16 protein-coding genes are annotated in these 15,618 nt (G+C 55.1%); all 16 read right to left on the minus strand.

Translation table 11 applies throughout. The annotated features are described in order from the left end of the window. Positions 1 to 64: 64 nt before the first annotated feature. Entirely contained in the window at positions 65 to 904 is an 840-nt protein-coding gene (locus tag B5F54_RS01245; RefSeq protein ID WP_087229342.1) for a fumarate hydratase, read from the minus strand. Between the two features lie 18 nt (positions 905 to 922). Continuing rightward, a complete protein-coding gene (locus B5F54_RS01250; protein WP_087229345.1) occupies positions 923 to 2,074 on the minus strand; it encodes an amidohydrolase in 1,152 nt (383 codons plus the stop codon). A 110-nt stretch (positions 2,075 to 2,184) separates the two neighbouring features. After that, positions 2,185 to 2,625, minus strand: coding sequence for a S1 RNA-binding domain-containing protein (locus B5F54_RS01255; RefSeq protein WP_087229348.1), 441 nt, complete (start codon positions 2,623 to 2,625; stop codon positions 2,185 to 2,187). A 54-nt stretch (positions 2,626 to 2,679) separates the two neighbouring features. Next, positions 2,680 to 2,982, minus strand: a complete 303-nt coding sequence (locus B5F54_RS01260) for an FtsB family cell division protein (protein WP_087229351.1) — start codon at positions 2,980 to 2,982, stop codon at positions 2,680 to 2,682. After that, positions 2,936 to 3,514 carry a spore cortex biosynthesis protein YabQ gene (yabQ, locus tag B5F54_RS01265; protein WP_087229354.1) on the minus strand — a complete coding sequence of 193 codons (579 nt, stop codon included), beginning with the start codon at positions 3,512 to 3,514 and terminating at the stop codon, positions 2,936 to 2,938. Before yabQ ends, B5F54_RS01260 begins: the two co-directional genes overlap by 47 nt. Positions 3,515 to 3,527: 13 nt before the next feature. Continuing rightward, positions 3,528 to 3,812: a sporulation protein YabP gene (yabP, locus tag B5F54_RS01270; RefSeq protein ID WP_087229357.1), complete on the minus strand. Its 285-nt coding sequence runs from the start codon at positions 3,810 to 3,812 to the stop codon at positions 3,528 to 3,530. A 72-nt stretch (positions 3,813 to 3,884) separates the two neighbouring features. Then, complete coding sequence (locus B5F54_RS01275; protein ID WP_087229360.1) at positions 3,885 to 4,151, minus strand: RNA-binding S4 domain-containing protein; 267 nt, start codon at positions 4,149 to 4,151, stop codon at positions 3,885 to 3,887. Positions 4,152 to 4,275: 124 nt separating this feature from the next. Continuing rightward, positions 4,276 to 4,551 (minus strand): HU family DNA-binding protein, encoded by a 276-nt coding sequence (locus B5F54_RS01280; RefSeq protein WP_087229363.1) that lies wholly within the window; start codon positions 4,549 to 4,551, stop codon positions 4,276 to 4,278. A 92-nt stretch (positions 4,552 to 4,643) separates the two neighbouring features. Then, the gene (gene mazG, locus B5F54_RS01285) at positions 4,644 to 5,441 is read right to left on the minus strand and encodes a nucleoside triphosphate pyrophosphohydrolase (RefSeq protein ID WP_087229366.1); all 798 of its coding nucleotides are present in this window, start codon (positions 5,439 to 5,441) and stop codon (positions 4,644 to 4,646) included. 82 nt (positions 5,442 to 5,523) lie between these two features. Beyond that, positions 5,524 to 7,272 (minus strand): putative polysaccharide biosynthesis protein, encoded by a 1,749-nt coding sequence (locus tag B5F54_RS01290; RefSeq protein WP_242969604.1) that lies wholly within the window; start codon positions 7,270 to 7,272, stop codon positions 5,524 to 5,526. A gap of 189 nt (positions 7,273 to 7,461) precedes the next feature. Beyond that, complete coding sequence (locus B5F54_RS01295) at positions 7,462 to 7,827, minus strand: zinc ribbon domain-containing protein (protein ID WP_191362514.1); 366 nt, start codon at positions 7,825 to 7,827, stop codon at positions 7,462 to 7,464. A gap of 116 nt (positions 7,828 to 7,943) precedes the next feature. After that, positions 7,944 to 8,915: a uridine kinase family protein gene (locus tag B5F54_RS01300; RefSeq protein ID WP_087229369.1), complete on the minus strand. Its 972-nt coding sequence runs from the start codon at positions 8,913 to 8,915 to the stop codon at positions 7,944 to 7,946. Beyond that, complete coding sequence (gene hemZ, locus B5F54_RS01305) at positions 8,872 to 10,431, minus strand: coproporphyrinogen dehydrogenase HemZ (protein WP_242969605.1); 1,560 nt, start codon at positions 10,429 to 10,431, stop codon at positions 8,872 to 8,874. The genes B5F54_RS01300 and hemZ overlap by 44 nt, the downstream gene beginning before the upstream one ends. A 4-nt stretch (positions 10,432 to 10,435) precedes the next feature. Further along, positions 10,436 to 11,053: an MBL fold metallo-hydrolase gene (locus tag B5F54_RS01310; RefSeq protein WP_087229372.1), complete on the minus strand. Its 618-nt coding sequence runs from the start codon at positions 11,051 to 11,053 to the stop codon at positions 10,436 to 10,438. A 31-nt stretch (positions 11,054 to 11,084) separates the two neighbouring features. Beyond that, positions 11,085 to 13,259 (minus strand): RelA/SpoT family protein, encoded by a 2,175-nt coding sequence (locus B5F54_RS01315; protein ID WP_087229375.1) that lies wholly within the window; start codon positions 13,257 to 13,259, stop codon positions 11,085 to 11,087. After that, entirely contained in the window at positions 13,234 to 15,324 is a 2,091-nt protein-coding gene (recJ, locus tag B5F54_RS01320) for a single-stranded-DNA-specific exonuclease RecJ (RefSeq protein WP_242969606.1), read from the minus strand. The genes B5F54_RS01315 and recJ overlap by 26 nt, the downstream gene beginning before the upstream one ends. Between the last annotated feature and the right edge of the window lie 294 nt (positions 15,325 to 15,618).

Below are 15,618 nucleotides of genomic sequence, written 5' to 3' on the forward strand. Positions count from 1 at the left end.
GCCTCGGAACCTTTCTCTATTTATAATATATCATATTATCTAAAAAAATGGAAGCATTTCATGACTAAATTGTTATCATTTTATGACGAGTGACATGGCAACCGACGTTCACCGCCACCGGAAGTCCGGCAATATGGGTCGGAAACGGTTCGATATGGACGCACAGGGCGGTTGTATCCCCGCCAAACCCCTGCGGGCCAACCCCCAGGGCGTTGACCTCGTCCAGCATCCGCTGCTCGAGCTCTGCATAAAACGGGTCCGGGTTGGGTTCCGAAACAGGACGGCACAGGGCCATCTTCGCCAACAGCGCGCACTTTTCAAAGTCGCCGCCGATTCCCACGCCGAGCACCATCGGCGGGCAGGGATTGCTCCCTGCGATGCGCGCCGTCTCCACCACAAAGCCGACAATGTCGTCCAGCGAAGCGGAAGGGGTGAACATCTTTATGCGGCTCATATTTTCGCTGCCAAATCCCTTGGGTGCGACCATTAGGGTCAGCTTGTCCCCTTCCACCAAACGCGTGTGCAAAACCGCCGGGGTGTTGTCCCCCGTGTTGCCGCGCCGGATCGGGTCCGCTACCACGGAGCAGCGCAGCAAGCCTTCCACGTAGCCCTGCCGTACGCCCTCGTTGACCGCTTGTTCGAAATTCCCTTGGATGTGGACCTCCTGGCCGATTTCCGCAAAGATCACCGCCATGCCGGTATCCTGGCAAACGGGGATTTGCAGTTCGCGCGCTGCGTCCATATTGCCGCACAGGTCGCTGAGGATGGCCTTCCCCAGCGAAGACGTCTCTTTTTCCGCCGCGCAACGGATGCATGCCTCCAGGTCCTGCGGCAACACGCGGTTGGCCTCAATGCAGAGCTGCCGGACCGCGGCCGTAATCTGTGCTGCTTTGATCTCTCTCATGTTCCTTTCTCCTCCCGATTACACCAATTTCCCGCCCGCAATGACCATCTTCGGCTTTGCCGCAATGGTCAACGGGTCCTGGTCAAAGAGCACCAGATCCGCATCCTTGCCCACCTCCAGGGAACCCAGACGGTGGTCAAGCCCACAAATTTTTGCCGGATTGATCGTGATGGCCCGCAGGGCCTCTTCGTAATCCATGCCCTCGCGCACCGCCAAGCCCGCGCAGACCGGCAAATATTGAATCGGAATGACCGGATGGTCCGTGATAATCGCAGTTGGAACCCCCGCGCCGGAGAGAATTCCCGGCGTAGCCGGCGTTTGGTTGCGCAGCTCCGGCTTGCTCCGGTCGCAGAGGAAAGGGCCGGAGAGCACGCGCGTCCCGGTTTCCACAAGCCCGCCGGCAATCAAATGCGCCTCCGTCCCATGCACGACCACATAGTCGAGCTGGAACTCCTTTGCAATGCGCACCGCTGTGAAAATGTCATCGGCACGATGCGCATGAAAATGCACTTGAATTTCCCTCCGGAGCGCAGGGAGCAGAGCTTCACACTTCATGTCGAATTCCGGCATATCGAAGTCCTCGTCTTTTTCCGCCCGCTCCAGCTCCCCCTGGTAGCGCTTGGCCTTGTAAAGCTGTTCGCGGATCAACGCCGCAGTGGACATCCGGGTCGAAGGGGCCTGGTTCTTTCCGTGGTAGACACTTTTTGGGTTTTCCCCCAACGCCATTTTGATTGCAAACGGCGCTTTGACAATCATATGGTCGATGCAGCTTCCATAGGTCTTGACCGCAGCCATTTGCCCCCCTATGGCGTTGGCGCTGCCGGGACCGGTTACCACCGTGGTGACGCCGGCATGCAACGCCTCCTGGAAACAGCGGTCCACCGGGTTGATGGCGTCGATTGCCCGCAGCTGCGGCGTGACAGGGTCGGTCTCTTCGTTGCCGTCGTCCCCCTCAAAGGTGAGGCCGTCTTCCCACATGCCCAGATGGGTATGCGCGTCCACAAACCCTGGATACAGCCCCGCGCCCTGCGCGTCAATCACCTCTTCCCCCGGTTTTGGCTCCACGGGCATGCCGCCCAATTCTGCAATCTGGTTCCCCTCTGTGCGAAGGTAACCGTCCGCTATATCCGCGCCTGCCATTGTGTGCAAATGTGCATGGATGATCAGCATGGAACTTTCCTCCTTATCACGAACAGGCGACCGCGGCCGCCTGAACCTATTTCCGAATTTGTATATTCTACAAAAAAGCGGAGTGCATGCACTCCGCTAAAACAATGCCTTTATTTGGATTGGCCATAGCCGCCGTGCCTGGAAAAGCCGCCGCGTTTGGCTTCCATGGTGCGCTTCAGGTCGGACATCTTTTCGTCGCTCGCCTGCTTGAAGCGGGACATCATGTCCTCAAAGCTTGTCGGCTCGTTTTTCCGGCTCTGCCACTCGTAATTTCCCGGGCGGCCGGGACGTGGCGCAGGAGCGCTCTTGGGCGGGGGTGGAACAGCCCTCTTCATGGAAAGGCTCACCTTTCCTTCTTCGCTGATGTTCAGGATTTTCACCTTAACCATCTGATTTTCCGTGACGTAATCGCGGATCTCCTTGACGAAAGTGGGCGCAATCTCAGAAATATGAACCATGCCGGTCTTCCCACCGGGCAGTTCCACAAACGCGCCAAATTTCGTAATCCCTGTAACTTTCCCTTCCAGTACTGCTCCTACCTCAAGCTGCATATGTAAGTGTTTTCCTCCTTAAAATAGAGCCTTTCGCGCTAAACCAACCGGGGTTCAGTCTCCGGCGATATTCACAAACACACGCTCACCCGGTTTGGCATAGTCCAAGTCCTCGCGAGCCACCCGCTCGATATACTCCTTGGTTTCCTCCTCATCGGCATTTAGCGCATGTTTCATGTCCTCGTTTTTGATCTTCTGGGTTTCAACCTGCTCCTGCAGATCGGCCAACTCCTGGCTTTTTTCATTGATCTGCACCTGCTGATTGACCAATGCAAAGACAATATAGGCGGCAAAGGCAAAAATGGCTAATTTAAGGAGCAGGCTTCCCCGCTGTTTTTTTCGTTTGATGACTTTCATAATCCTGGTTCCGCCCTCCCTTTCGGCCTTTTTGCCGCTTGTTTTTCTTTCCATTGGATTTGTTAGCATCATTATACACTATCTTCCTGCGGGGTTTCAAGCGCTTTTTCCGCTTTGCATAGGATTTTTTTACTTTTCCTTCAATCCATTGCGCTTTCCTCCGAATCCAGTGCGCCAAAGCATGGAAAATGCACTTCAACGGACGGAAGAGGCAGAAGTCCAAAATCTTCCGGACGAATCGAACAACCCGGCTGCTGATGAGCCCAAAGGTCATGAAATACAGGCAAAAGCCGATGCCCTCCCCGGCGAGCAGATAAAACCGCACCTCCCCATAGGAGGCGGCCAACGCCAACAGGAAGGTGACGATCCCCGCAACCGCCATAAACGCCAAATCCATCCAAAAGACATGGGAGGGCGTGCTCCGGATCATCGTCCGCACCATCTTCAACGCGTCGTAGAGGATTGCCAATGCAAAACCGGCCACCGTTGCGAGGATGAACCCCTGCATCTGTACCGCAAGCGAAATTTCCACGAGGATTCACTCCCTATTTGAACAGCTTGGCAAAAATTCCGCCTCCGGTGGCCTGGGGCTCTGCATAAGAGAGCGAAGAAATCTCTCCATCCAGCGTAAGCTCGCCCGTCTCCACGTTTAATTTATTGATATGCAAATTTTTCCCCTTGACCACAAGCTCCCCAAGGTCCGTATAGGCCACGATGGTTTGCTCGTCGAAGCTGTCCACATTGGAAACCCCCGTCGCCGTGAAGGCTTTCCGGTTTTCCAAAATGACGCTGTGGGGCGTCTTCCCCACGATCTTCTTTTCCTCCGTCATGCCGATCCCTCCCATTGCATTTCTTTTGTCTATTTCTATGCGCAGGGAAGCGGGCATATGCGGAACAAAGCGTCAGGCGCGCGGCGCAGCCGGCTCGTCGGAGAGGACGCGGTACATCTCCCCCGCCTCTTCCTTGCGGGCGTACTCGTTGACGGAAACAACCTCCGCCTTGATGTTGCGCGAACCGAGCTGCAGCTCCAATACGTCCCCTTGCTTTACGTCGTAGGAGGCGCGTGCCACCTTACCGTTCACCAGCACGCGCCCAGCATCGCAAGCTTCGTTTGCTACGGTGCGGCGCTTAATAATCCGCGAAACTTTTAAATATTTATCCAGTCTCATTTAAAAACTCCTTTTCCCAGGCGCCATCACAGAGCGCCATGTGTTTTAAAAGAAAAAGGGCGCAACGCTCCAGGGCGATTTGCCCCGAGCCTTGCAGCCCTTGATACCCGAATACGGAACAAACTTATTTGACCATGGCATCTTTAAATGCCTTGCCCGCCTTAAACGCCGGCACCTTGGAAGCCGGAATCGTGATCGGGGAATTGGTCCGCGGATCGCGGCCCTGGCGCTCGCTGCGTGCGCGTACCTCAAAGGTGCCGAATCCAACAATCTGTACTTTTTCCTCACAGGCGACTGCTTCGATGATCGTATCAAGAACCGCATTTACGGCGCTGTCCGCGTCTTTCTTAGACATACCGGTTTTTTCCGCAACAGCGGTAATCAATTCTGTCTTATTCATGAGATGTACCTCCGTGTTTTTTTATTATTCAACAGCCTTCCTTCAACCATAGTATGATTGAAAAGCTGTGAATTATTTCAGTATTCTGCGGATCAAGCTTGAGATTTCTTTGCTTCTTCCCAAAGCTTGTCTAATGCATCGATGCCCGCGGACTGCATATCGACCCCGCGCGCATTCGCCAATTCTTCCACCTTCTGGAAACGGCGGATAAATTTTTCGCAGGCCTCACTGAGGGATTGTTCTGCGCTGACGTGAAGGAAGCGGGCCACATTGACGACCGAGAAGAGCAGGTCCCCCAGCTCCTCGGCGCAGGCATCCTCGCCCTCTGCGCGGATTGCTTCGCGCAGTTCAGCGGTTTCCTCCTCGACCTTGTCCAGTGCTCCAGAGACGTCCGGCCAATCAAAGCCGACCTTCGCCGCCTTCTGCTGCACTTTCTGGCTGCGCATCAACGCCGGCAATGCCTTGCTGACGCTTTGCAGCACTTCGGTCTGCGTCTTTTGCGCCTTTGTCTTCTTCTTGATCGCGTCCCAATTGGTGAGCACATCCTCTGTGCCGTCCACCGTTACGGAACCGAACACGTGCGGATGGCGTTCCACCATCTTTTTCGCTTCCCCGTCCACCACATCGGAGAAATCGAACCGGCCCTCTTCCTCTTCGATTTCCGAGTGGAAGAGCACCTGCAACAGGACATCGCCAAGCTCCTCCTGCAACAGGACAGGGTCTTCGGTATCGATGGCTTCGACCGCTTCATAGGTCTCCTCAATGAAACAGTTGCGGATGCTTTGATGCGTCTGCTCGCGGTCCCATGGACACCCGCCGGGGGCGCGCAGGATCTTCATGATTTCCAGCAAGTCGTCCATACTGTATTTGTCTTTTCTTTGAAACTCCAAGTGTCTTACACCTCTGCTTCCGAAACCGTTCTACGAATCCAATCAACCCGTTGCCATCGGGCAAAAATGAACAAGTTCTATATTACCTTATCCAACCATGATTTTCAAGTATTTTGGCAATTTTTTGTCCCTTCGGCAGCATCAGGACATCGCTTTTCTGCAAAGCCCTCGTCCAAAGCATGCAGGCGCCATAGACCACGACCGCCACAAACAACGCTAGAACAGTGGCAATACGGCTGCTTACCACCACGGAGGCAAATTTCTGCACCAGATAAGCGGACAGGACGCAAACGCCTCCCGAAAGGAAGGGCTTTACAAACAGCCCAATCCAGTTCAGCTTGATCTTGGCCTCCCGGCACAGCAGAACCAACCCGAACACCGTCAGGAAGAAATAGCAGACCAGCGTGCCGATCCCTGCGCCCATCACATTGATCTCCGGGATTCCAACCAACAGGTAATTGAGAACCACTTTGATGACCAACCCCACAGAGAGCAGCTTAATGGGCAGGTCGACGCGCCCCACCGCCTGCAACATACTGTTGATCGGGGTATCCGTGGCGGCAAAAATTGCGCCGAGGCCCAGGAGGATCAGGATTTTTCCCGTTATCTCATTATAGCCCAACAGCTGCGTAATCGGCCCGGAGAGGACGGAAAGCCCCAAGCCCGCCGGAATGGTAATCATCGCCACAACGCGCAGGACGGTTTCAATGCTGTTTTTGATCTTCTTCGGGTCGCCTGTGGTCCAGGCCGTGGTGACATTCGGAAGGGCTGACACGCCAAACGCCTGGGTGATCGCCGGTACGAGCATAAACAGGGTCGTCGCATTGCCGTAACAGCCGAACAGGAACGTCGGGACGCGGTCCGTTTGGATGACGACTTCGCTCAACAAGCCGCTGTATTCCTGCAGCAACACCTCCGGATGAACGGACATAATATCGCGCAGACGGCGCTGTACAAACGTCGTATCTACCAGGCTGGAAAGATTGACCGCCAGAGCGCCCAGCGCCACCGGGATGGCCGTTCGTACCAGGCGGACCACCGTCTGCTTCATCGGATAGGGACGCGGCGAGCCGGCCAGCATCTCGTGCGTAATCCCGTCCCCATTGCATTTATGGTAAATCCACAGGAAGACAAAGCCAAAAGCGGAGCCGACGGTCACGCCAAAAATCGCTCCCGCAGCGGCATAGGGCAGGGCGGCTGCTTTGGCGTATTCCACCGATTCCACCGGGATTCCATAGACCGTGCCGGAGGCCGCATATTCGTTTAATCCGTTCTGGATCACTAGATATGCGCCCGCCAACCCCAGTACCAGCTTGAACAGCGCTTCCACCACTTCGGAGAGGGCGGTGGGGTACATATTGCGCAGGCCCTCGTAATAGCCGCGGTAAATGGCCACCATGCTGCTGAATAAGATCGCAGGGGATAGCAAATAGATGGCGGGCAGCGCGTTCATATCCCCGCTGTCCGTTGCATAGGAGACGTATGGCTTCGCGCCGAAGAACATCAGGCAAAACGCCAAAAGGCCCAGCGCCAGAAAGATCGGGATCGACACTTTATGGATCTGCCGGATGTCCCGGAAGCGGCCCCTCGCATAATTCTCCGATACCAGCCGGGCAATCGCAATGGGGAACCCCGCGGTGGCCAGGCTAAAAATTGGGTTATACAGGTTGTACGCCGTCGAAAAATACCCCATGCCGACCGGCGTGATAATTAAATTCAGAGGAATTTTGAAAAGCGCGCCGATCACCTTTACAATCGCGACAGCGACTAGAAGGATCAATGCGCCGTGCAGGAAGCTTTGCTTCGTGGGGCCTCCCATCCGTTTTCCCATAGATAATCCTACCATCCCATCTCCATCTTTTTGCGGCTGCACCGCCGCTCTCCCGGGATAGATCCCATCCGTTCATATATACGGTATCTATGGATGGATTAGACCTCCATCACCCTTGCACAACGCTAAGAACACAAAAAGAGGGGTTTCCCCCTCTTTTTCATCTACCTATTTCCTTAAATGCCGAACTTACTGCGCATCGAATTTACTGCCGCACATATTGCAATAACATGCCTCCGCCGGGTTTTCCGCTCCGCACTTCTTGCAGATCACTTTACTGCGCAACGCAGAAATCTGATCGTTTACTGCATCCAACTGCTCATACAGGTCGTCGATGGTCGTGATGCATTCATCTGCCAAGTCCGCGGAATCATTTCCCGTCTTTTTGGCGTCATATATCACCCTGCCCAGGGCTTCAAAGCGCTTGGAAATTTCATTGTTCAGATCCGCCGCGCTCAGCCTCAGCTTGGAAATATCCACCATCTGGCCCGCTTTTTTGCCAACGGCATTGACTGCTTCTTTTGCATTCACGACGACATCTTCAAAAAGTCCCATTTTCACACGCTCCCTTTTTATGATAGTTTGCTCAATTATAGCACCAATTGATTCTGGAAATCAAGGGTTTCCCTAGGAATCTCTTCCAATGTGGATAAAATGCCTTTGTCCACTTGCTATTCCCCGTAAACGCCGCCCCCGATAAACTCCCGTAGTAGGGAAGTTTTCGGCACAAGCGCCTGCGAAATCGTTGTGAACCGCCGCAGGCAATCTGCCAGTTCACACGCCTGCGGATAATAGGGTTCCGAGGGATCCACGCGCTCCAAAAGCGGAAGCGCCTGCGCCCGCATCACGCACGGTTCATAGCAATGCAGGGAATTGATTGTGACATCTGCCTCCCCGCGATAGGGCTTGATGTATTTCCGCTCCCCGTCCATCACGGTATCCCACATATCCAATGTCCGGCCCGGCTGGGTGTTGCGGAACAGGGAATCCCGCACCAACCGGCGCACCAAGCGCACCTGGTTCGGTGAAAGGAACGCTTCGCCCTGCTCTTCAAAGCCCTGTTTAACGCTGATATATATTTTCAAAACACCGTCCTCCGGCAGATGCCGGCTGATCGCTGGATTGAGCGCATGGATGCCCTCGACCACCGCGATCTCCCGTTCCCCAAAGCGGATACGCCGGGTATAAGGGTGCGGGCAGTGATTCTCAAAATCAAAGACCGGCATATCGCAGGTGTTGGTCTCCATCAAATCGAGCAGGCAGCGTTCCAACAGCGGGACGTTCAATGCCTCCACCGACTCATAGTCATGCTGGCCGTTTTCCAATAGGGGCGCGTCCGATTCCCCTTTATAAAAGTTATCGAGCGAAATCACCTGCGAACCGATGCCGCATTCCCGCAAAGCGTCCAACAGGATGTGCGCGGTGGTCGTCTTTCCGCTGCTGGACGGCCCCGCCAGCATGATGACCTTGCATAGGTCCGTAGAGGAGGCGATGGTTTCCGCGATCCTTCGGATATCCCGATGAAACGCAGCCTCTGTCCGGGCAATAAACGCAGAGGCATTGTGTTCCGCCTCATAATTGATGCGCTCCAGGTCGTTCTCATACCGATGATAAAGTTTGTCTTGCCCGCCAATATTCTTCATAAATGGTTCTCACCTGTTCTTTTCTTGTAAGCATTTCCCCGTGGCGGCGGATGTATTCATACGGGTACTTGAAATTAAAAATGCGTTTGAGCTGGTCGGAATACGGGTCCCGCACCTTCGTGACCGCACCCGCACCGCATGCCAATATGGTATGCGTTTCATCCATGATATAGACATTGTAGAGGCTCTCTTTCCCCTGCTTCGCCCAACCCGTGTTTTCCAGGTTGCCCACCATCCGGCTTTGCCGGTACAGATAATACGGCGCATAGCCATGTTGGAGGAGCTGTGCATCGCCCCAATCCAACATATCCCCCGCCAGCGCAGCATCCCTGCTGAAGGGTTCGCTGTCGTCCTGGAAGATGCGCGCGGACCGCTTCAAGGAAAGCGTGTGTACGGTAATGCTCTCTGGATGGAGTGCCAACACGCCCTGCATCGTCTCCTGGAAACTCTCCATGGTATCCTCCGGGAGGCCGACGATCAAATCCATATTGATGTCATCGTATCCGCAGGCGCGGGCCAACGAAAATGCTTCCAGCGTCTGCGCCGCCGTGTGCCGGCGTCCGATCGTCTCCAACACATGGTCGTTCAGCGTCTGCGGGTTGATGCTGATCCGCGTCACCCCGCGCGGAAGCATGGCTTTCAGCTTCTCTGCTGTGATGGTGTCGGGACGCCCCGCCTCCACGGTAAACTCGCGGCAGGTGCTCATGTCAAACGCCGCCGTAATCGTGTCCAGCAACTGGGCCAACTGCTTCGCAGAAAGCGTAGTGGGCGTTCCACCGCCGATGTACACCGATTCCAGGCGGAGGCCAAGCCCCTTTGCCACCTCTGCCGTATGTTGGATTTCCACGCAGAGCAGTTCCAAATACTCTGGGATGAGCTTTGCGGTGCGCTCCACAGAAGACGACACAAAGGAGCAATACGAACAGCGCGTGGGGCAAAACGGGATGGAAACATACAGGCTAAACGATTCGGGACGGGAAAGGGACAAAATCTTCTGCTCGTTCCCCATGGTGATGCGGCTCAACTCCGTTTTTTCCGCGCTCACCAGCCAGTCCTGCTGGAAGCTCTGCAAGGCCGCTTCCTCCCCCATGCGCTCTGCGAGGCTGCGCAACAGCTTGATCGGGCGAACCCCCGTGAGGATTCCCCACTTTGGCGTGTATGCACAGGCCTGTGTAAGCAGCCCAAAGAGCAAGACGCCCATACGCCGTTCCAACTCCTTGAGATCCCCCGGGAAAGAGAGCGATGTGCGTTCCTCGGCTGTCCGCTCCCTTCCGCCAAAGAATAAACGGGCTTGCAGCCGGATGCCGCCTAACTCCGTTTGCATACCCGTGTAAGCACCCAATGTGCCGTAGTCCAGAATATGCGCCCCGTTCCCATCCGTTCCGCAGGGGATGGTTTCAATCCGATGATATGGAAAAAAGATGCGGCACAGGTTTTCCATCTCATAGTGGAAGGGATGCTCCGCAATGTAAAGCCGCATCACCGGGGCGCTTTGATACAATGTTCTTTCTGCCATGAGGTCAGCCCTCTACAAACGGATTGTGCTTCCGCTCAAAGCCCAAAGTTGTCTCCCATTCATGCCCTGGATAGACATGATAATCCCCTTCCAAAGCGCAAAGGCGTTTCAGGGACGCGAGCAGCTGCGGATAACTACCCGTCGGGAAATCCGTCCGCCCGGCGCTCATCTTAAAGAGGGTATCCCCACTGAAAATAGCGCCCTCCACCACATAGCAGCAGCTGCCGATGGTGTGACCCGGCGTGTGCAGGACATGAATGCGCAGGTTTCCCAGCGGGATGACGTCGCCATCGGAGACCGTGACGTCGGCCTTTAGCGGCGGAAGCGGACGGCCCGTCAGTTCAACGGACAAATTCAAGGCACTGTCCGTGAGGAACAGCTCGTCCTCCGCGTCGATGTACAATTTCGCGCCGGTCTTCTTCTGAATCTCCGCAACGCCCGCAATGTGATCCCAATGGCCGTGGGTCAGCAAAATCGCCTGGACGTCCGCTTCCTCCACCGCTTTCAGGAGGCTGGCATTCACAAAGCCCGGGTCAATCACCGCTGATGCGCCGGTGGATTCATCTGTCAACATATAACAATTGGTGGGCAACGGCCCGCCGGTATATCTGGTTACTTTCATAAGGAACTCTCCATTTCTATAACACAGCCGATTACGCTCTACGCACCGAGACAATCCCGGAAATGTTCATCAAACGGCTGATAATGGTCTGTAGATGGTCTCTTCCATTGATGGTGATGGTCACCGAGATGACGGCGCTGCCGTCCTTTGTCTCGCGTGAATTGAGGGAATGGATAAACAAATGCATATTGAAAAGCTGTTGGGTGACATCCGCCAGCAAACCGGGGCGGTCTGTTGCCACGATTTCCAGTGTGGATTTGAACACCTCTTTGACCACGCCCTCCCAGTGCGCCTGAATCCAACGCTCCGGTTCCGGTGCGTCCCGGATCACCTTTGGCACATTGGAACAGCTCCGCTTGTGGATGGAAACGCCAAACCCGCGGGTGATAAACCCGATGATCTCATCGCCCGGCAACGGATTGCAGCAGCGGGAGAACTTGATGAGGCACCCCTCCATGCCGTCTACGATCACGCCGCCGACCGGTTTTTTGTTTGTCCTAGGCTGTTGCTTGGGACGCTCCTCCTGCACCGCCGGCTTGTGGGATTTGATATATTCCTCCTTGAGCTTCGGCATGACCTTCCAAAGCTGGATGCCGCCGTAGCCAATGGCTGCATAGACGTCGTCCTCCGAAGTGCAATTCTGACGGCGGCCGATGAGTTCCAGGCAGCTCTTGAGCTCTTCGTCCGTCAGGTCGATGCCGTTGCGCCGGAATTCGCGCTCCAGCTCGGCCCTGCCCTCCACAATGTTCTCCTCACGGCGCTCCTTTTTAAACCACTGGCGGATCTTGTTGCGCGCCTCGCTGGTCTTCACAATCTTTAACCAGTCGCGGCTTGGTCCATGGCTTCCCTCTTTGGCCGTGAGAATCTCGATGATCTCGCCGTTTTTCACCTTATAGTCGATCGGCACGATGCGCTTGTCGACTTTGGCCCCCACCATGCGGTTACCAACCGCGCTGTGGATGGCATAGGCAAAGTCGATCACGGTAGAACCGCTCGGCAGGCTGATCACGTCGCCCTTTGGGGTAAATACAAACACCTCTTCCGGCGCAAGGTCCGACTTAATCGTCCGCACCAGGTCGGTCGCATCGCCGCTGTCTTTTTGGTTCTCCAGCATCTGCCGGATCCAGGCCAAACGGTCGTCCAGCTTGTCCCCCTTGGTCACACCAAGTTTGTATTTCCAGTGCGCCGCGATGCCGTATTCCGCCGTATGGTGCATCTCCCAAGTCCGGATCTGCACTTCAAACGCAACCCCTTCTTTGCTGAGCACGGTTGTGTGAAGGGATTGGTATCCATTGGGCTTCGGCGTGGAAATATAGTCTTTAAACCGGTTGGGGATCGGGCGGAACATGTCGTGAATCACGCCCAACACATTATAGCAATCGTTGATAGTATCGACGATGACGCGCACCGCATAGATGTCATAGATTTCATCCATACTTTTCCCCTGGATGAACATCTTCCGGTAGATGCCGTTGATGCTCTTGACACGGCCTTCCAGATACACATTGGGGATTTCCGGCGAGATGCGGTCGTAAATGCGCTTTTTGGTCACCTCAATAAACGCCTTCCGCTCCCCACTGCGCATGGCCAGGCCGCTTTCAATCTCCTGGTAAGCGATGGGGTCGAGATAGCGCAGGGAGATATCCTCCAGCTCCTCTTTGACCATGCGGATACCAAGGCGGTGGGCGATCGGCGCATAGACCTCCATATTCTCCAGTGCTTTGTCGCGCTGTTTCTGCGGCGCCATAAATTCAATGGTGCGCATGTTGTGCAGGCGGTCCGCCAATTTGATGATGATGACGCGGATGTCGTCCGCCATAGCGATCAGCATTTTCCGCAGGTTTTCCGCCTGCTGTTCTTCCCGGGAGGAATAGGGAATCCGGCCGAGTTTGGTGACGCCGTTCGTCAAATTGGCGATTTCATTGCCAAACATTTTGCGGATCTGCTCAAGGTCCACCGGCGTATCTTCCACCACATCGTGCAGTAGGCCCGCCGCAACCGATTCGGAATCCATACCCATCTCTACCAGGATGCAAGCCACCGCGATGGGATGGGAAATATATGGCGCTCCGGAGAGACGCTTTTGATCCCCATGCATCTGATAGGCCAATTGATAGGCTTTGTCGATCAGAGCTAGGTCATATTCCCGTTCGCTGTCCTGAATCAGTTTTAATAAGTCGTTATAGGTTCTGAGTTTCTCCGCCATAAGGTTCCCCCTCCTTCTGTAAAGCCCGCAATCCCGCCAAAATCTTGGAATCAAATAAATTGACTTTCCGTTGTACCGGCTTCAAGGTCAACTTACAAACGCCGCCGGACCGCTGCTGTGACGTCAAGCCGTGCTCCGACAAAACATCTAACATCGTCAACAGCTTGCCCATATTCCCTCCGGGCGAAGCGCAGGTGCGATAAAAAAGCACCTCTTCGGGACCTTCATAACCGTTTTTCGCTCGTAAGAACCGATAGACATTGGCAAATTCCTCCCGGGTAGGGGTAAGACTGTCCACCTCTTGTTTGGTCATCGATTCGTTCCGCATCCATTTTTCGTACACCTGCACGCCGGTCAATACGGAGGCGCCGTCCATCCCGGAGGGTTTACAGTCCCTGACGATGATGGAAAGCGTCTCTTTCCCATTAAAGGGCTTGGCGTCCAGCGTCACCGCCAAATCGAGAAGATCCCCCGCCGCATAGGGGAACATCTCCAAGGACACGCCAAACCGCATACAGCGCACCGCGTAATTCCCCTTTACCACCGTCAATCGGAGGTGCTTCCCGCCGCCAACCGGCGTAATGTCCTGCAAGCGGACGCCAAACAATCCAAAGAGCGGGGCAGGATTTCCCGTTCCAAACGGCTCCAGCAATTTTACACTGCGCGTCACTTCCAGGGTCAGCTGCTCCGGCTGCAAAATACAGTCGATGGTGAGCGTTGGCATGGGCATCTGCGGCGTATGAGCCGCGGCATAGGCATTGATCCTCTCGCGGAACCGTTCGATGTTTTCCGGCCGGAGGCTCAGCCCCGCCGCCATGGGGTGCCCGCCAAATTTGGTGAGCAAATCCGAGCAGGAGCAAACCGCCTCAAATAGAGAAAACCCTTCGATGCTCCTGCCAGAACCTTTTGCTTCCGCCCCATTGACCGAGATCAAGATGCTCGGTTTTCCAAATCGCTCGGTAATGCGCGCAGAAACAATCCCAATCACGCCCGGATGCCAATTTTCTCCCGCGACTACCAGAACGCGGTCATATAGCCGCTGTGGGTCTTTCTCTAATTCTTCTAAAACCCGCTCAAAGATATCGCTCTCAATCTGCCGCCGGTAATCGTTGCAATCGCAAACATCCCCCGCCAGTCCAGCCGCTTCCTCCGGATCTTCGGAGAGCAGGAGGCGGACAGCGCGGTCCGGGGAAGCAATCCGGCCCGTCGCGTTGATCCGTGGCACAATGCCGAACGCCACATTGGCCGCCGTGAGTTCCCGGTTGTCCAGGCTGGCATTTTCCAAAAGGGCCCGCAAGCCCAGGCGGTCGGACCGGGACAAATGCGGCAAGCCGGCACGGACCAGAACGCGGTTCTCCCCCAGCAGGGGAACGACGTCCCCAATTGTACCGATGGCGACCAGATCCGCATAATTTTCCAACAGGCCGGTCAAATCACAATCCGGCCCTTCCAAAGCCATAATCAATTTAAAGGCCACGCCCACGCCGGCGAAATCCTTAAAGGGGCTGGGGCAATCCAGCCGGTGCGGGTCCACCACAGCGCAAGCGGCTGGGAGAACCTCGCGCGGCCGGTGGTGGTCGGTCACCACAACATCCATTCCAAGCTGTGCCGCATAGGCAACCTCTTCGACGGACGAAATGCCGTTGTCCACCGTGATAATCAGTTGAGTCCCCTGCTGGTGCAGCTGGTCAAGCGCCGCTACATTCAAGCCGTACCCTTCCCGCTCCCGTTCTGGGATATAGTATGTCACATCGGCCCCATTGGATTCCAAGTAAGAATACAGCATCGCCGTGGAGGTGACGCCATCTGCATCGTAATCTCCATAGACTGTAATTTTTTCAAAGCCATTGACCGCTCGCCAAACCCGCTCGACAGCGCGGTCCATATCCACCATTTGCATCGGGTCGGACAAAGAGATCTCCGATCCAAACATTGCTTCAATCTGTTCCGGCCCGGTCAACCCGCGCGTTTGGAGCAGCGCCCCCATCGCCGCCGGGACCTGATACCGCTGTGCAAGTGCTTCCGCCGCTTTCCAATCACACGGCAATACATTCCACTTCTTCATTTTCCCATCCACCTCGTATCTGCTAGGGCCCACCGTTTCCTGTGCGCACATGCACCGTATCCGTTGCCACACTTAGGATAATAACGCATTGCATCCTTGCATTCCGAAAGGCGCGAAATACACCATCTTGTGCATGCGCCCGGTCCACTAGGACCTCTCGTCATGAAAGCAAACGATCATTTTACAGAGTTTTATTGTACCATTTTGGCAATTCTTATTCAATACCCATGGCCTGTGCTCCCAAATACTTTTCCAAACGGTTCTGGACTTTTCAGGAAAGCAGAGAAAAGGAGC

The organism is Anaeromassilibacillus sp. An250, assembly GCF_002159845.1.
Lineage (GTDB): Bacteria > Bacillota > Clostridia > Oscillospirales > Acutalibacteraceae > Anaeromassilibacillus > Anaeromassilibacillus stercoravium.